At 71.3% G+C, this 15,532-nt stretch carries 12 protein-coding genes and 2 pseudogenes; 2 read left to right on the forward strand and 12 right to left on the reverse strand.

The window, feature by feature from the left end; translation table 11 throughout:
• On the forward strand, positions 1–1,455 hold the full coding sequence (locus MICAU_RS20150) for a tyrosine-type recombinase/integrase (protein ID WP_013287192.1): 1,455 nt from the start codon (positions 1–3) through the stop codon (positions 1,453–1,455).
• Positions 1,456–1,636: 181 nt separating this feature from the next.
• Here the strand turns inward: MICAU_RS20150 and MICAU_RS20155 are convergent, their stop codons facing one another.
• On the reverse strand, positions 1,637–2,701 hold the full coding sequence (locus MICAU_RS20155; protein ID WP_013287193.1) for an LLM class flavin-dependent oxidoreductase: 1,065 nt from the start codon (positions 2,699–2,701) through the stop codon (positions 1,637–1,639).
• A gap of 31 nt (positions 2,702–2,732) precedes the next feature.
• Positions 2,733–2,879: pseudogene (locus MICAU_RS32250) on the reverse strand (SCO5389 family protein); the annotation flags it as partial.
• Positions 2,880–3,091: 212 nt separating this feature from the next.
• Here MICAU_RS32250 and MICAU_RS20160 point away from each other — a divergent pair.
• Complete coding sequence (locus MICAU_RS20160) at positions 3,092–4,135, forward strand: IS110 family RNA-guided transposase (protein WP_013285064.1); 1,044 nt, start codon at positions 3,092–3,094, stop codon at positions 4,133–4,135.
• 2 nt (positions 4,136–4,137) lie between these two features.
• On the opposite strand, the pseudogene MICAU_RS20165 reads toward MICAU_RS20160, so the two are convergent.
• From MICAU_RS20165 to MICAU_RS20210, 10 genes and pseudogenes are all read right to left on the reverse strand, one after another.
• A pseudogene (locus MICAU_RS20165) lies at positions 4,138–4,404 on the reverse strand (SCO5389 family protein); the annotation flags it as partial.
• A 264-nt stretch (positions 4,405–4,668) separates the two neighbouring features.
• A complete protein-coding gene (locus MICAU_RS20170; protein ID WP_085985945.1) occupies positions 4,669–5,322 on the reverse strand; it encodes a choice-of-anchor M domain-containing protein in 654 nt (217 codons plus the stop codon).
• Positions 5,319–5,966, reverse strand: a complete 648-nt coding sequence (locus MICAU_RS20175; protein ID WP_013287195.1) for a choice-of-anchor M domain-containing protein — start codon at positions 5,964–5,966, stop codon at positions 5,319–5,321. Before MICAU_RS20175 ends, MICAU_RS20170 begins: the two co-directional genes overlap by 4 nt.
• Positions 5,967–6,713: 747 nt before the next feature.
• Complete coding sequence (locus MICAU_RS20180; protein ID WP_013287196.1) at positions 6,714–7,652, reverse strand: anchored repeat-type ABC transporter permease subunit; 939 nt, start codon at positions 7,650–7,652, stop codon at positions 6,714–6,716.
• Positions 7,652–8,365, reverse strand: coding sequence for an anchored repeat-type ABC transporter ATP-binding subunit (locus MICAU_RS20185; protein ID WP_174361803.1), 714 nt, complete (start codon positions 8,363–8,365; stop codon positions 7,652–7,654). The genes MICAU_RS20180 and MICAU_RS20185 overlap by 1 nt, the downstream gene beginning before the upstream one ends.
• 26 nt (positions 8,366–8,391) lie before the next feature.
• Positions 8,392–9,372, reverse strand: coding sequence for a choice-of-anchor M domain-containing protein (locus tag MICAU_RS20190; RefSeq protein ID WP_013287198.1), 981 nt, complete (start codon positions 9,370–9,372; stop codon positions 8,392–8,394).
• A complete protein-coding gene (locus MICAU_RS20195; protein ID WP_013287199.1) occupies positions 9,369–10,973 on the reverse strand; it encodes an anchored repeat ABC transporter, substrate-binding protein in 1,605 nt (534 codons plus the stop codon). The genes MICAU_RS20190 and MICAU_RS20195 overlap by 4 nt, the downstream gene beginning before the upstream one ends.
• A complete protein-coding gene (locus tag MICAU_RS20200; RefSeq protein ID WP_013287200.1) occupies positions 10,970–12,568 on the reverse strand; it encodes a TIGR03773 family transporter-associated surface protein in 1,599 nt (532 codons plus the stop codon). The genes MICAU_RS20195 and MICAU_RS20200 overlap by 4 nt, the downstream gene beginning before the upstream one ends.
• A 106-nt stretch (positions 12,569–12,674) precedes the next feature.
• Positions 12,675–13,889, reverse strand: coding sequence for a WxL protein peptidoglycan domain-containing protein (locus MICAU_RS20205; RefSeq protein WP_013287201.1), 1,215 nt, complete (start codon positions 13,887–13,889; stop codon positions 12,675–12,677).
• 125 nt (positions 13,890–14,014) lie between these two features.
• Positions 14,015–15,487, reverse strand: a complete 1,473-nt coding sequence (locus MICAU_RS20210) for a choice-of-anchor M domain-containing protein (RefSeq protein ID WP_013287202.1) — start codon at positions 15,485–15,487, stop codon at positions 14,015–14,017.
• Between the last annotated feature and the right edge of the window lie 45 nt (positions 15,488–15,532).

Here is a 15,532-nt window from a genome sequence, read left to right on the forward strand (position 1 = left end):
ATGAACAGTCAGGGCGTCATCGGCAAGCGGTGCGGGTGCCTCGACACGGCGACGGGCCGCCGCCGGGGTAGTTCCTGCCCGCGGTTGTCGGAGCGTGAGCACGGCAGTTGGTACTTCCACTGCTCCACCCGCAACCTGCTCGGCCAGGCCGAGCGGATACGCCGGGGCGGTTACCCGTCGCAGGCGGCAGCCCGCCGAGCACGCGACGAGTTGCTGGCGCTGTCCCGGGAGGAGCAGGCCGGCCGGTCGTGGACGGTCACTCGCTGGTTGCGGTACTGGTTGTCGACCAGGACCCGGATCCGGCCGACCACACGGATGCACTACACCCGCGACATCGAGCAGTTCCTCATCCCGCATATCGGCCAGCTGATCCTCGGTGAGTTGACCTCGCGGCAGCTCACCGCCGCCTTCGCCGCGATCGCGGCCACCCGCAACCGTGCCGGGCAGCTGCGGTCCGCCTGCACCCTGCAGCACCTGCACACCACGCTGCGGGCGGCACTGACCGGCGCGGTCCGCGAAGGGCTGATCCGGGACAACCCGGCACGTCGCATCGAGCTACCCGCCCGCCCCCGCCCGCAGGCCCAGGTGTGGACCGAAGCTCGCGTCGCCGAGTGGCAGGCCAGCGGCGAGCGTCCCACCATCGCCGTGTGGACGCCGACGCAGCTTGCCGCCTTCCTCGACTACGTCCGCGACGACAGCCTGTTCCCTTTCTGGTGGCTGGTCGCCCTACGGGGGCTGCGCCGCGGTGAGGCCGCCGGGCTGCGCTGGACCGAAGTCGACCTGCACACCGGCCAACTATCGGTGGTACGGCAGCGCACGACCGCCGGCTACGACGTGCACGAAGGGCCACCCAAGTCACAGGCCAGCCGCCGCACCGTGGCGCTGGACCAGCACACCGTTCGGGTGCTGCGCCAGCACCGCGAGCGGCAGCGCCAGCGACGCGCCGCGCGAATCGACGCCGGGAAGGTGGGCCACGACAGTGGCTACGTGTTCACCGGTCCCGACGGGCTACCGATTCATCCCGGCTACCTCACCCAACGCTTGCGGCTGCTCGTCGGCCGGGCAGGGCTACCTCCGATTAGGCTGCACGACCTGCGGCATGGAGCCGCGACCCTCGCCCACGCCGCCGGCGCTGACCTCAAGACCGTCCAGGACCAGCTCGGGCACGCCACCATCCACCTGACCGCCGACACCTACACCAGCGTCCTGCCCGACACCCAACGCGAAGCGGCCGAGGCCACCGCGCGCCTCGTCCTCGACGCCGCCGCATCGGGCGATGAGATCCGACGCCAGGTCAGTGACCTGCGGGCTGAGTCGCCGGAGCAGGCCAAGCCTTCGGGTGTACGGGCTACGCGGGGATGCCAAGCCAGGTGGAGACTCGGCCGGACGGCAAGCGATGCCCGAATCCGGCGGGTCTCCAGGCGACTCATCGGCAGGGACCGCAGGTCGCTCTAGCCGCCGCACGACAGTCTGGTGTGCTCAGGCGGCGTGTGGTCGCGACTGTTGAGGTGCGGCGGCAGGGACGGGATTCACCTCTGGGGGGCGTAGGGGTGTCGGGTACCCGCCCCTGCCGCACGGACGCTCACAGCCGCATCCCTTCTGTAGGCGCCGACATGCGCTGCCCCGTTACAGACGTTCAGCGGCATGTGGCGGTTGAAGCCGCCGCCTGCGTTGTCGGCGCCGTCGGCTGGCTTCGAGACCGCTCGGGTGACAGGCCGAGCACATCCTGGGCGATGCGGTGGATCGTGCCGAGCGTACGGTCGCGTCCGCCGGCGCCTTCGACCATCAGCAGCAGGTGCCGCATGCCGGGCAGGGTGGCGGCCTGCTCCAGCGTTTCCGTGCAGCGGCGGGGCGAGCCGACGGGGTGGATGGCGACGAGCCGCTCCACGTACGAGGCCAGGTCCGAGGGACCGGCTGGAGTGCCGTCGAGGCGGACGTACTCGCGGGTGCCGGCCAGCAGCGCCGGGAGTCCGGCGCGTACGGCGTCGGCGGCGTGGGCGTCGTCGTCCTCGACGTGCGCTAGGTGCGCGCTGGCATGGTCGATGCGGTGCACGTCGTGGCCGTGCGCGGCGGCGGCCCGGGCGTAGCGGTCGAGGAGGCCGGCCTTCTCGTCAAGGTCGGCGTGCAGGCCGAGCAGCAGCGGCATGCCGTGCCGGGCGGCGAGGTCGACCGTCTGCGGTGAGGTCGCCGCGACCCACACCGGTATCCGCCGCGCGGGCCGTGGCACCACGGGCACGGGCCGGAACGGGAACCGGTCGTTGCCGGCGACCGTCGGGGCGCCGGACAGCCACCGGCCCAGAAGCTCCAGCGCGTCGTGGAAGCCGGTGTGGAAGCGGTCTAGGCCGGTGCCGAACACTTCCAGGTCGACCCACGGGCCGCCCCGGCCGACGCCCAGGCGGAACCGTCCGCCGGACAACTCGTCGAGCAGCACTGCCTCCTCGCCGAGGGCGACCGGGTGGCGGTTGGACAGGATGCAGGCGGCGGTGCCGACCGTGATGGTGCGGGTGGCGCCGAGCAGATGCGCGGCGAAGGTGATCGCCGAGGGGCACACGCCGTAGGAGATGAAGTGGTGCTCGGCGATCCACACCCCGGAGTACCCGGCGACCTCCGCGGCCCGGCCGTAGGCGTGGGCGTCGGCGAGAGCCGTGGCGTGGGTTGCGCCCGGGCGGTGCCCGGCGAGCAGGAACAGGTGGACGTCCACGTCGCGACCTGCTCGCCGGGCGGTGACCGGATCAGCAGTCACGCAGCTCGGGCGACTGGTTGAGCAGCTGACCACGGGTGGACACGAAGCGGCGGTAGGTGTCGGAGTCGACGGCGGCCAGCCGGAACGCCGCGACGCGGTGGCAGTTCTGGAAGGCCAGCTTCACACCGACTTGTTTCATGGTGGCCGGAGATCACGGTCTGCAGCCAGGATCTTCGAGGCGGTGGTCGGGGTCGCTCGCTTCACACCTGCCGCCTGTGGGCTGGCTTTTCTTCGGCCTGCGTCCCGGCCATCGCCGCTGGCGGGGAGTGGCTTGAGAGAGGCCTGTGGTGCTGAAAGTCGGTGTGCCCTCCTCGCTCGTCACAGGTTGTGGACGAGGAGAGGATACGGATGGCTGGCAAGGTCGTTATCGGCATCGATCCGCATAAGGCGAGTTGGACCGCGGCGGCGGTGGACAGCTCCCAGCGGGTGCTGGCTGTGGTGCGGGTAGAGGTTAATCGCGACGGCTACCGGCAACTACGCCGCTTCGCCCGCCGATTTCCTCGTGCTGTGTGGGCGATCGAGGGTGCTGGTGGACTGGGTGCGCCGCTGGTGACGCGGCTGGCAGCCGATGACGTCCAGGCGGTCGATGTGCCAGCCAAACTCGCTGCCCGGGTGCGCCTGTTGTCCACCGGCCACAACCGTAAGACCGACCAGGCGGACGCCGTCTCCGTCGCGATCGCCGCGCTGACCGCGCAAGGCCTGCGTAGCGTCGAGACAGACCAGACCACGGCGGCGCTACGGGCGTGGACCGAGCACCGGGAGGACCTGGTGCGCACCCGCACTCAGACCGTTAACCGGCTGCACGTCTTGCTCGCTCAGCTGCTGCCCGCCGGTGGCGCAGCCAACCTCACGGCCGACAGCGCCGCCGCCTTGCTGCGAACCGTGCGTCCCCGCGAGCTGCTGGCCCGCACGCAGCGCCAGATCGCGGTCGACCTCGTCGCCGAGATCCGGCGCCTGGACCGACGCATCAGCGCGGCCGGTGACGCCATCACCGCTGCCGTCGCCGCAGCCGGCAGCACTCTGACCCGCCTCTACGGCGTCGGCGACATCGTCGCCGCCATCGTGCTCGCGCGCACCGGCTCGGTCAGCCGGTTCGCCTCCTCAGCACACTTCGCGTCCTTCGCCGGCGTCGCCCCGATCGAAGTCTCCTCCGGCGACGTCGTTCGCCACCGACTCTCCCGGGCAGGGGACCGGCAACTCAACCGTGCTCTGCACGTCATCGCCATCACCCAAATCCGCGGCGACACCGCAGGCAGGGCTTACTACCAGCGCAAACGACAAGCCGGCAAAAGCCACCGAGAAGCACTACGCTGCTTGAAGCGCCGCCTCGCGGACGTGGTCTATCGAACCCTGCTCCACGACGCCAACACCTCCTTCGGGACTCCCTCTTGACACAGAGAGGCGCCGAAGTGGCGCTCAAGGCTGGACCGGATGGCGTCGCTGGCCAGGGCGCGCAGGAGCTGGCCCCGCTCGGTCTCGCTCGGCGGTGGCACGACGTTGTCGGCGAAGTCGGCGTCGGACGACTCCAGGTCGGCCGCCACGCGGCTGACGACCTGCCAGGCGTACGGCAGCGAGTCGCGGACACAGGCCACGAACGCCTCGTCGTCGACGGGACCTGCTTCGGCGGCTTGCAACAGGTTCGGTGGCACGGCGAGAGACATGCTCCTCCTCACACGATAACGATCACTGTTGTCGTTAGCGGCGCGTCATGAGCACACCACGCACCGTCTGTTGCGTCAATGGCCCCCGTCGGTCTCGACGACGTGGACCACTGTGTTCTTTCTGGTCGTGCAGACCGGCAGAGGTGGGGGTCGGCCGGCGCGAGGCCCGGGTGGGCGGTGGGCTCGCGCCGGCCGGGTCCGCCGGTTGCAGGTACCCCCTACCTCGGCGGACGGCTGTGTTGGACCACTACGGGGTGGCGGTGGTCAGGGGAGGACGTCGAAGGTCCAGGTCTTGGCGCCGGAGCTAATGGTGCTGCCGTTGGAGGCGAGTACGCCGGTGACTTCGAAGGTGACGCTGTAGGTGCCGGCGGCGTCGAAGCCCCAGTTGAGGTGGGCGTGGGTGTTGCGGTTGACGTTGAGGTTGTCGGGCAGTCCGTTGCCGCTGTCGAACAGCACGGTGGGGGTGCCGCCGGAGACGGTGTAGACGCTGAAGCCGGCCGGTCCGGTGACTTTGGTGAGTTTGAAGGTGACCCGGTTGTTCTGGAACACGCCGCTGGGCACCTCGGTGGTGTTCCAGCCGCCCCAGAGCAGTCCGGTGGTGCTGGCCTGGGGTAGCACCCAGGCCTGCCCGCTGGTGCCGAGGAACGACCAGGCGCTGCCGCTGGGGACGGTGAGCTTGGCGGTGTTGGGCACGCGCAGGACGACGTCGGCGGGGTTGCGCTCCACCGACGGGCTGACGGTGTCGTCGAGCAGGTTGACGCTCAGCGCGCCGCCGGCGTAGTCGACGTCGATGACGTCGACGTGGCCGCTGGACAGCACGATCGGCACCGCGGCGGCGGGGGCGGCGGTGCCGGCGAGCAGGGCGGCGGTCAGGGCGAGGCCGGCGAGGATACGGTTGCGGGTACGCATGGCGATCACGCCCTGACCACGACGTGGAGGGTGGCCGGCTCGCTGGTGACCTGCTGCCCGGTGGCGGCGAGGGTGCCGGTGGCCCGGAACGTGATGCAGTAGGTGCCGGCGCGGTCGAAGGCCCAGTTGGCGTGCAGGTGGTCGCCGGCGGTCAGGGCGATGGTGTCGGGCAGGCCGTCGCCGCTGTCGGCGAGGACGGTGGGCTGCCCTACGGCGTTCTCGGTGTAGATGGCGAGCTGTCCGGGCCCGCTGACCGACTGGACGCCGAGGGTGAGTGCGTCGGCGGTGAAGGTGCCCGGCTCGATCTCCTCGGCGGCGATGCCGGGCCAGATCAGGTCGGTGTTCTGGATCTCGGGCAGGATCCACACCTTCGACACCCCGGGGGTGCCGAGGAAGCCGAAGGCGGGATCGCTGGGGACGGTGACCTTGGCCTGTCGCTTGACGACGATCTTGACCTGGTCGGTGGCGTACTCGACGTCGTTGTCCTCGTCGTGGATGCCGAGTTCCAGCTCACCGGCCTCGTAGGCGATGTCGACGAGGTCGAGGTGTCCGGAGCTGAATGTCACGACGGTGGCCTGCGCCGGTGGCGCTGCCGCGAGCAGCGCCGCGGTCACCGCCCCGGTGGCGAGCAGCAGGCGGATGGGCTTGCGCACGAAGGACTCCTTCCCGCGATCCCCTGTGGACCGCAGTTATTGGAAATGATAGTCGTTAGCGATAATGGGGGGAAGGGCTGATCGGTGGAGGCGGTGACGGCCGCACCGGCGGTGCGCTTCCGGCGAGGCGTCACGGTGCGGCTGCGGCGGCGACCGCGGCCATGGTCGGCCCGCCCGCCGCTGTCGGCCTGCGTTGCCTTCCGGTACGTGATCGGTACGTGTCCAGGCGCAGGTACTCGCCAGCGCCGCTGGAACACCGGCCAGACCGTCTCAGCCTCTTTGTCCGGCGCCGCCGTCGCGGCATGCGAGGTGTGCGGGATGTCCGGCGCTACGCGGCTCGCACCTGGTCCGAGGTGACGAGGCGGCATGTCTGTAGGCGCGGCGGCGCGAAACAACGGAATGGGAAGCACGCGTCCTGGCGATGGCATTCGCAGCAGGCGGCCGGTTCATCTGGGTCGGCACCGGTACCGACGTGGCGGCCTCGTCACCGAGACCGCCACGTCTCCCCAGATCCGCCCACCGGAGGTACCACGCTCCTCGACGGATCACAGAAATGATAACCGGGTTCATGTAGCCCACGGTGGCTGGGCCACCGGACGGTCGTGCCGGGCAGGACACTGGAGGTCACCCACGCTCTGTTCCTTGAGAAGCCGCCCGGGCGCACCCCACGGGCCACCGGCGGGGAGGTCCGCTTCACGGGAAGCGTTGCCGGCTCCGGCGACCGGGTCACCCACCGGCGCCCGGCTTCTATCGCACGGCCGGTGACGGGTCCTGCGGGTGTGCGAGGTCAGACAGCGGCGCGGGTCGGGTGAGGTCAGCGGGATCCTGCCCACTCGGACGTCGCCGCCGTCTGGTCAGCAGGCCGTGTCGTGGGGCGATCAGCCAGGCGGCGAGGAAAACAGTGGTGGCGACCAGGACGATGGTGCCGCCGACGGGTGTGTCGTAGCTCCAGGACAGGTACAGCCCGACGGTCGCCGACGTGCCGCCGATCATGGGGGCGAGCAGCATCATCACGCCGAGCCGGTCGGTGAGCAGGCGGGCCGCCGCGGCGGGGGTGATCAGCAGGGCCAGGACGAGGATGGTGCCGATGGTCTGCAGGGAGATCACCACGGCGAGGGTGACCAGGACGTAGAGCACGATGTCGAGAAGGAAGACCGGCAGCCCCATCGCCCGGGACATCTCCCGGTCGAGGCAGACGGCGACGAATTCCTTGTGCAGGGCGAGCACCAGGCCGAGGATGACCAGGCCGGCGCCGCCGACGACGTATAGGTCCCGGTCGGGGATGCCGGTGATCGAGCCGAACAGGAACTGTTGCAGCGACCCGGCGTACCCGGGGGCCTGCGAGATGATCACGATGCCGAGGGCGAACGCGCCGACCAGGAAGACGCCGATGATGGAGTCCTCCTTGACGCGCCGGTTCTGCGCGAAGATCGCGATCAGCAGTGCGGTGGCGACACCGGCGACGGCGCCGCCGAGGACCAGGCTGCCCTGCAGGACGAAGGCGAGCGCGATGCCGGGGAAGACCGCGTGGGCCACGGCGTCGCCGATGAACGCCATGCCGCGCAGGACGACGTAGCAGCCGACGACGCCGCAGACGATGCTGGACATGACCGCGATGGCCAACGCCTTGGGCAGGAACGCGAGGTCGGGGTTGAGCAGGTCGGTGAGGAAATCGGTGATCGACATCAGGTCGCCCTCACGAGTTTCAGCAGGGGGGAAGTGGCGCTCACCCCGAAGGTCTTGGTCCACAGCTCGGCGTCCTGCAGGTCCGCCGGGTGTCCGTCGGCGATGATCCGGCCGTTGAGCAGCACCAGGCGGCTACAGGTGTCCACCGCGGCGACGAGGTCGTGGGTGGTCATCAGCACCGCGTGCTCCTCGCCGGCCAGGCTGGTGAACAACTGGCCCAGCAGTTCCTGGGTGGGCATGTCGAGGCCGGTGAACGGCTCGTCGAGCAGCAGGATGCGCGGCGCGAGGGCGAGGGCCCGGGCGACCAGGACGCGTTGGCGTTGCCCACCGGACAGCTCGCCGACCGGTCGGTGGCGCAGCTCGGTGAGCTGCACTCGGTCCAGCGCGTCGCCGACGGCCCGCCAGTCGGTGACGCCGGGGCGGCGCAGCAGCCCCATGCGGCCGGCCCGACCGGTCATGACGGCCTGCTCGACGGAGATGGGAAAGTCCCAGGTGAACTCGTGGCGCTGGGGAACGTAGCCGATGCCGGACCGGCCGGGCCGCGACGGCTTGCCCTCGACGAGCACCCGACCGGCGCGGGTGCGGGTCAGGGCCAGGATGGCGCGCAGCAGGGTGGTCTTGCCGGCACCGTTGGGTCCGAGCAGCCCGACCATCTCGCCCCGATCCAGCGTCAGGCGTATGTCCCGCAGGACCGGCCGGCCGCCGAGCTCCACGTCCAGCCCTTCGATGTCGAGCGCTCTCACAGCTTCTCCTTCGACGGTGAGGCGGCGCGTTCCCGTTCGGCTCGCCGCTTCGCGCCGCGCCCGCGCAGGAGCAGTAGGACCAGACCGACGGCCAGCAGGGCGGCTGCGACCGTCAGCCCCACCATCAGTGGCCTGTCGGAGCCGTCGGTCCGCTCGGCGGCTCCGGTCCGATCGCCGGCGGGCGATGCCTGCCCCGCTGGCACGGGGATGTCCGCGGTGGCGGCGTACGCCTCGTCGGTGCTGGTGGCGTCTCCCACGGCGAACCGCAACGTGCGGGTCGCTGTCACCGTCTCGCCGCTGATCAGGTCGGCGGAGACCTGCACCGCGATCAGGTAGACGCCAGGTGCGGTGAAGACCCAGTTGGCGTGGGTGTGGGTGTTGACCTCGGCCCAGAAGGGTTGCGCCTTTGGCTCGGTGGAGCGCCACAGCGGCTGCGGGGCGGCGAAGGTGCCCGACTGCAGGTACGTCGTGAGACTGCCTGGCCCGCGTACGCCGAGCAGGGTCAGGGTGACGCCGCGGTCGATGCTCTGCATCACCCGCGGGTCCTGGGTGTTCCAGCCGAGCCACACGACGTCGGGGTTCTGGACCTGCGGCACCACGTACACCCGTTCGCCGGCGTCGACGCCGAGGAAGGCGTACGCCGGGTCGTCGGGAACGGTCTGTAGCGCGGCGTCGGAGACCCGCAGCACGGTCTCGTCGGGGTTGCGCCACACCGGCCGGGCCTGGGTGCCGTCGTGGATCAGCAGCGTCCACTGGTTGTCGACGTAGCGGGGGCCGAGGTCGACGTGCCCGGCGGACAGTTCCGCCCGGTCGGTGGCGAGGGGCTGGTCGGCGGCGATCGACTGGCTCAGACCGGGGGTGGGCTCCTTGGCCGTCGCGGGCGTCTGCGTCATCGTCACTGCGATCAGCGTCGCCAGCGCGCACTGCGTCATCAGCTCGGTCGCGCGGGTGCGGTGTCGCGGCCGTCCTGCCGTCACTGGGTCCTCCCCTGCTTGTCGGTGGTCAGGCACTCGTGCAGCGACTCGGCGTTGAACCGCATCATCTGGACGTAGCTGGTGATGTCGCCGTCGAGGGTGTCGCCGTAGATCGCACACACGCGCAGCCCTTCCTCGCGGGCGACTTCATTCAGGGTGGTGGACCGGGCGGCGAGGCCGGGTTCCAGGAACACCGCGGGGATCCTCAGGTTGCGGATGGTCTCGACCAGGCGGCGCCGGTCGGCCAGGCTCGGCTCGACAGCCGGGTTCGGGGTGACGAACCCGGAGATCTGGATGCCGTACGCCTGTCCCAGGTAGCCGAACGCGTCATGGGTGGTGATCAGATGCCGCCGCGACGGCGGGATCCGGGCGATGGTGTCCCGGACGTAGGAGTCCAGTTCTTCCAGCTCCCGGATGTAGGCCGCGGCGTTCGACCGGTAGACCGGCGCGCCCTGGGGGTCGGCTGCGATGAGGGTGTCGCGGATGAGTTCGGTGTAGGAGATGGCGTTGCGGACGTTCTGCCACAGGTGCGGGTCGATCTCGCCGTGCACGTGCTTGCCAAGGACCGCCTGCGGAAGCTGGTAGACCTGGGTGCCGGGCCGGCCGAGGAACCGGAACCTTCGGTCACCGGGCACCTCGAGCAGCGCCTTGCTCGGGACCTCGATGACGGTGCGGGCCGGGTCGTAGACCCGCTGGCTGGCCTCGCCGCTGCCCTCGGGATCGGCGAACAGGTAGAGCCGCCGCTGGTCGAGGTCGACGGTGAGGTCGGCGTGCCCGGAGTTCAGAACCGCCGCGCCCGTCATGCCCGGCACCGAGTGCGGATCCACCCCCACGGCGAACGTGAACACCTGCTCGCCCATCGCCACCGGCGGCGACTGCGCATCGACGGCCAGCTGCGCCCGCATGGTCAGCCGGTAGACACCGGGCTTGGTGAACGCCCAACTCATATGCGTGTGCGCATCGGGCGGCAGCGTGGCGGTGTCGTCGCGGAAGCCGTTTGCGGGATCGAACCCGTCGGTGGAGTCGACGTAGAACGACGGGTTGCCGAACGACTCGGTCAGGTACGCGACCACCTCGCCCGGGCCGTCGGTGGAGGTGGCGCTGACCAACACGTCCGAGGCGCGGTTCGCCCCGAGCATCGCGCCGGTGCCGCGTACCCGCATGCCCAGCCAGATGGTGTCCAGCGACACGTCCTCCACCAGCGGGATGATCTCCGCGGCGTACTTCACCGCTCCCTCGGCCAGCGAGATGTTCGGGACGCCGTCGCGCAGGTTCGCATCCAGCGCCTTGATGATGGCCTGCTCCTCCAGCAGCAGGTAGTTGCTGAACGCGACGTCGGCGTAGACGACGTCGCGGATGTCCCGCAGCGACGGCTCGTAGCTGTGCGGATCGGCGCCGTCGGGCACCAACGAGCTGACCGCTACCCGGTCGCCGCCGACGTTGCTCACCAGGTCCCGCAGGATTCCGGTGGTCGTGATGACCTGCAGGCGCTCGTCGTTGGCGCTCAACGCCACCTCCGACCGGCAGCCGGCGACCAGCCCCACGATCAGCAGCGGCAGGATCGCCCGCCGCAGCCACAGCCGCGGCGCGACCAGCGGGCTCACGTGTTCACCGTCTCGGTGTCGGCGAGGCCGGCGCGGCGCCGACGGGTGAGCATCACCAGCACGGCCCCGGCGGCGACGAGGACCACGCCGGCCGCGCCGGCCGACAGCACCCACCCGGTGCCGGTACGCGGCAGACGGCCGGCACCGCCCTGCTCCTTCCCGTCGTTGTCTCCGCCGCCTGCGGAGCCGCTGCCCGGCCCGAAGCCACTAGTCGGGTCGGTGCTGTCGCCGACGGCGATGGTGAGCGTCCTGGTGTCGGTGACCGCCTTGCCCGCGGTGGTGGTGCCGCTCATCTGCACTGCGAGGCGGTACAGGCCGGGCTTGGTGAACGCCCAGTTGCCGTGCGCGTGGGTGTTCAGCGGGACGCTCAGCTGCTGCGGGAAGGGCTTGGCGGAGTCGAACAGCACGTCGGCCTTGCCGAAGGAGCCGGTCAGGAACAGGGCGTACCGGCCGGGCCCGGTGACGCCCTTGAGCGTCCAGGTAACGGTGCCCTTGATGCCGGACACGACCGACGGGTGCTGGGTGTTCCAGCCGGGCCAGACGATGCCGGCCTGCTGGGACTGCGGTAGCAGCCACACCGTGTCGCCCTGCTTGCCGAGGAACTCCGCGCCGGCCGGAACGGTGATCTTCGCGTTGTCCTTGACCTGCAGAACCACGTCGGCGGTCTCCCGCCACACGGCGGGGCTGGTGCGGTCGTCCTTGATCCGGATCGTCCACGCGTCGCCCGCGAGTTGCGGGCCCATGTCGACGTGCCCGTCGGCGATCACCTGCCGGGCGCCGGCCGCCGTGGTCGCCGCCTTCGCGGCCGGCGGTGGCGCGGCGGCGGGCGTCGGTGCCGCAGCCGGCTTCGCCTCAGCGGGAGCGGCGAACGTGCGCGCCGTCGGCTGCTCGTCCGGCGTCGTCCGCTGCGGCGCCGCCGGTGGCGGTACCTGCCCGGCCGGGACGATCGCCGGTACACGGATCCGGTAGGTCGCCTCCGCGTTGACCGTTCCACCGGAGCGCAGGGCCGCCGATGCGGCCAGGGTGAGCCGGTAGTCGCCGGCGGCGTCGAAGGCCCACACCACACCGGCGGTGCGCGTTGCCGCTGGCAGCTTCACCGACCGGGTCACCGTCGCGCCGCTGCCGAAGAGCGGGCTCGCCGTGCCGAGACCGGACAGGGTGTAGGCGGTGAACGTTCCCGGCCCCTCGATGTTGCCCAGGGTGAGGGTCACCGTGGCGTCGGCGAGGGCGTCGGGGCGTACGCCGGTGGTGTCCAGGGCCGGGAACCCAGTGTCCCCGGCGGACAGTGACCACACCGGCTGGCCCGCCGGTCCGAGGAAGGCGAAGGCCTTGCCGGGCGGTACCCGGCCGGCCAGGCCGCCTTCGGGGCCGAGTATCACCTCGGCCGGGTCATGCCCGGGCACGTCGCGAGCTACCTGCGCGGCGTCCCGGATGCGCAGCGACAGCGCGTCACCGTCGAGCGCCACCGAGACCAGGTCCGCGCCGACAGTGGTGATCGCGGCCGGTTCCGCGGCCGCCTGCGTCGTCCCTGCGGTCAGGGCCAGCACGGCCAAGGCGAGGCCGGCGGCGCCGGCACGCATGCTTCTCATCGTCATTGCTCGCTCCCCAGGCAACGTGGTGGTGTGTCGTCGTGCCCCGTCGCGACGGCGTGGCCGGTGCCGCTGCCCGACGCGGTCCGCAGGCAGATAGGGCGTGACCGGGTCACGGCGTGTCCCTCCCCGTGTGGTCGATGTCCGGTCGTCGGTTGTCGCGGCCCTGGTCGGGCCGATCGACCCGCGGCGTCGAACGGTCCGGCGTCGTCGCGTCGTCGCCGCCGGACGGGGCGCTCGCACCGATCGCGGCGGGAACCGCGGCGTCCCGGCCGCCGGAGGTCCGGTCGGTGTCCCGGCTGGCCTCCATGCGGCCCTGCTCCCGGGCCGTGGCCACCGCCCGCGCGATCTGTCGCGCCCGCCGCCGGCGAGCGGCGATCAGCGCCCAGACCGCGAGGGCGAGCAGGGCCAGCAGGACCAGCTGCGACCAGGGCACCGCCCAGACCGAGGCCCGCGCCGTGTCGACCCCCGGCGGCGGGTCGAGGACCTGGTCGCCCACGGCGGCGGGCGTGACAGCGCCGCTCGCGGTCAGCCGGAACAGCGGCGGGACACCCGTCATGCGTACGGTGGTGGTCAGCTCACCGCCAGGCAGGATCTCCGGCAGGGCCGCCGCGTCCACTGAGCGCCGGCCGAGACCGAAGAGACCCGCCACGCCGAGCGTTGGCCGGCCGGTGAGCCGGACGTTGCCGGTGTTCCGGACGGTGAAGGTGGCGGTGAGCGTGCCACCAGCCAGGGGGTTGAGCGAGCCGCTGTGCCGCACCCGCAGGTCTTCGACGGCCAGCGCCGGTTGCAGCTCACCGGTCACCCGCAGGTAGATCCGCGCGCCGACGCGGTGGTCGACGGCGACCTGGTTGCCCTGGGCGTCGGCCGTCGTGGCGGCCAGTGAGGCAACGATCCCTCCGGCGTGGTCACCCGGGGTGGCGTTGTCCGGCACCGTGAGGGTGAACGGAACGATCAGGCGGGACGTCGACGGAATGGTCACGCGGCGTTGCTTGAGGCGGACCCAGGCGCCGACATCGGTGGGCTGCCGGCCGCCGGCCAGCAGGTCAAAGCCGCCCTGGGCGGTGGTGAACGCGTCGCTGGCGTAGAGGTTCAGGGTGAGCGGGCGCGCCGAGTGGTTGGTGACCGCGACGTAGTCGGTCAGGGTGGCGCCCGGGTCAAGCTTGTAGGCGAACGCCGGTCGGCCATTCGGACCCTTCGCGCTCGACGGCGCCACCCCCCAGGTCACGGCGGACGGCGCCGACGATGCGCTCGGCGTCGGCACGGGCGGAGCAGGCGCCGCGCCGAGCAGGGCGATGCCGGTGGCGATGGCGGCGAGCAGGCGCATGGTGCAGACGGTTTCCGTTCCTGAGTGAGGGATGGGGCGGGGTGGGCGGCGCGGCAACGCCTCGCCCACCCCGCGGCCGTCCGGTGACGCGGCTCAGCGCCGGGTCACCGGACGGGTTCGGGCGATCAGATTGCGGTGAGGGTGAGGGTCGCGGTGTAGGTTCCCGCGGCGGTCTCCGTGGGCAGGCTCAGCCGCAGCCCCGCACCCAGCTGGGCGGTGCCACGCCCGGCGCCGGCCGGCGCTGAACCCAGCACCGCGCTGGTGCCGAGGCCACCGCCGCTACCGACGACGTACGGGGCCACCTGCGGGCCGGCGACCACGCCCTGCGCAGCGCCCTGGGTCAGGACCTGCGGGGTCCAGCCGAGGTAACCGGCGCTGAACGTCACACCGTCCGGGCCGGTGAAGTCGGCCGGGATCTGCCCGGAGGCGCTCCATCCCGGCTGACCGGCGCGGGTGTCGGTCACCGTGACCGGCCGCAGCTCCCCGGTGCTCTCCCACCGGTCGCCGCCTGCGGTGAGCTGCGCGGGCGGCAGCACCACGGCCCGGTCGTCCGGGTTGACGCTGATCACCAGCGCACCCTGCGTCTCGTCGATCGACGCGGTGATCGTCTGCGACGTGCCCGGCTCCTGCGGCGGGAACGCCACCCAGAGGGTCACCGGCTCGCTGGTCGCGGCCACGCCGTGGTCGTTGTCGTAGAGCTTGGCCACGTACTCGCAGGCGTTTAGCTCCCGGGTCGCGGTGAACGAGTAGCTCGCGCCCGCCTCGCCCGCGATGACCGTCCAGTCCGCCGCGCCCGGACACTTGCTGAACCAGTGGTAGTGGTCCAGCTCCGTCTGCGGCGTCTGCACCGCGGTGAGCGTCACCGTGTCGTTGGGCTGGTACTCGTCGGCCATGCCGCTGACCGACAGGCTCACCTCCGGCCCACCGCCGGACAGCTCGCCGACGACGAACGTGTAGTCGACCGGCCCGGTGCTGACCGTCGTGCCGTCGGTCAGCGTCGCATCGGCCTGGAACTTCAGGGTGTAGCTGCCCTGCGTGCTGAACGCCCAGTTCGAGTGGGCGTGGGTCTTCACTGGCACGTCGATCGCGTCGGGCAGCCCGTCGTCACCGCGGAACTTGACGATCGGACCGCCGAACGAGTCCTGCGTGAACAGCGTGACGTTGCCCGGCCCCTGCACGCCGACGAGGCTCAGCCGCACCTTGTTTCCCTCGAATACACCCGAGTCGAGCGTCGTGGTGTTCCAACCCGGCCACAGCAGATCCGGATCCTGGGTCATCGGCAGCAGCCAGACCTGGCTGCCGGCCGGCCCGAGGAAGGCGAACCGGGGATCGTCCGGAACGGCCATGGCCGCCTCCGGCAGGACCTGGAACGTCACATCCGCCGGGTCCCGCTTCATCGCGGGGCTGACCGTGTCGTCGTTGACCTTCAACGACAGCTTCCCGTCGCTGTAGTGCACGTCGACCGCATCGGTGTGCCCCTTGGACAGCACCACCTTCTCCGCCGCCGACGCAGCGGTCGGCGCGAGCACCGTGCCGGCGACCACCACCGCCCCGGCGAGCAGGGCCGCGAAACCGCGAGCCCTCACTGTCGCATTCATACCTCCCCTTTCACACCGCGCGCCTGGCGCGGTGGTTCATGTGGT

Source organism: Micromonospora aurantiaca ATCC 27029, assembly GCF_000145235.1.
Lineage (GTDB): Bacteria > Actinomycetota > Actinomycetes > Mycobacteriales > Micromonosporaceae > Micromonospora > Micromonospora aurantiaca.

Excerpts from the sequence above, each read along its gene's own strand:
- MICAU_RS20160 (WP_013285064.1), top strand. The coding sequence starts at position 3,092 with ATGGCTGGCAAGGTCGTTATCGGCATCGATCCGCATAAGGCGAGTTGG.
- MICAU_RS20210 (WP_013287202.1), bottom strand. The coding sequence starts at position 15,487 with ATGAATGCGACAGTGAGGGCTCGCGGTTTCGCGGCCCTGCTCGCCGGG.
- MICAU_RS20180 (WP_013287196.1), bottom strand. The coding sequence starts at position 7,652 with ATGTCGATCACCGATTTCCTCACCGACCTGCTCAACCCCGACCTCGCG.
- MICAU_RS20205 (WP_013287201.1), bottom strand. The coding sequence starts at position 13,889 with ATGCGCCTGCTCGCCGCCATCGCCACCGGCATCGCCCTGCTCGGCGCG.
- MICAU_RS20150 (WP_013287192.1), top strand. The coding sequence starts at position 1 with ATGAACAGTCAGGGCGTCATCGGCAAGCGGTGCGGGTGCCTCGACACG.
- MICAU_RS20200 (WP_013287200.1), bottom strand. The coding sequence starts at position 12,568 with ATGACGATGAGAAGCATGCGTGCCGGCGCCGCCGGCCTCGCCTTGGCC.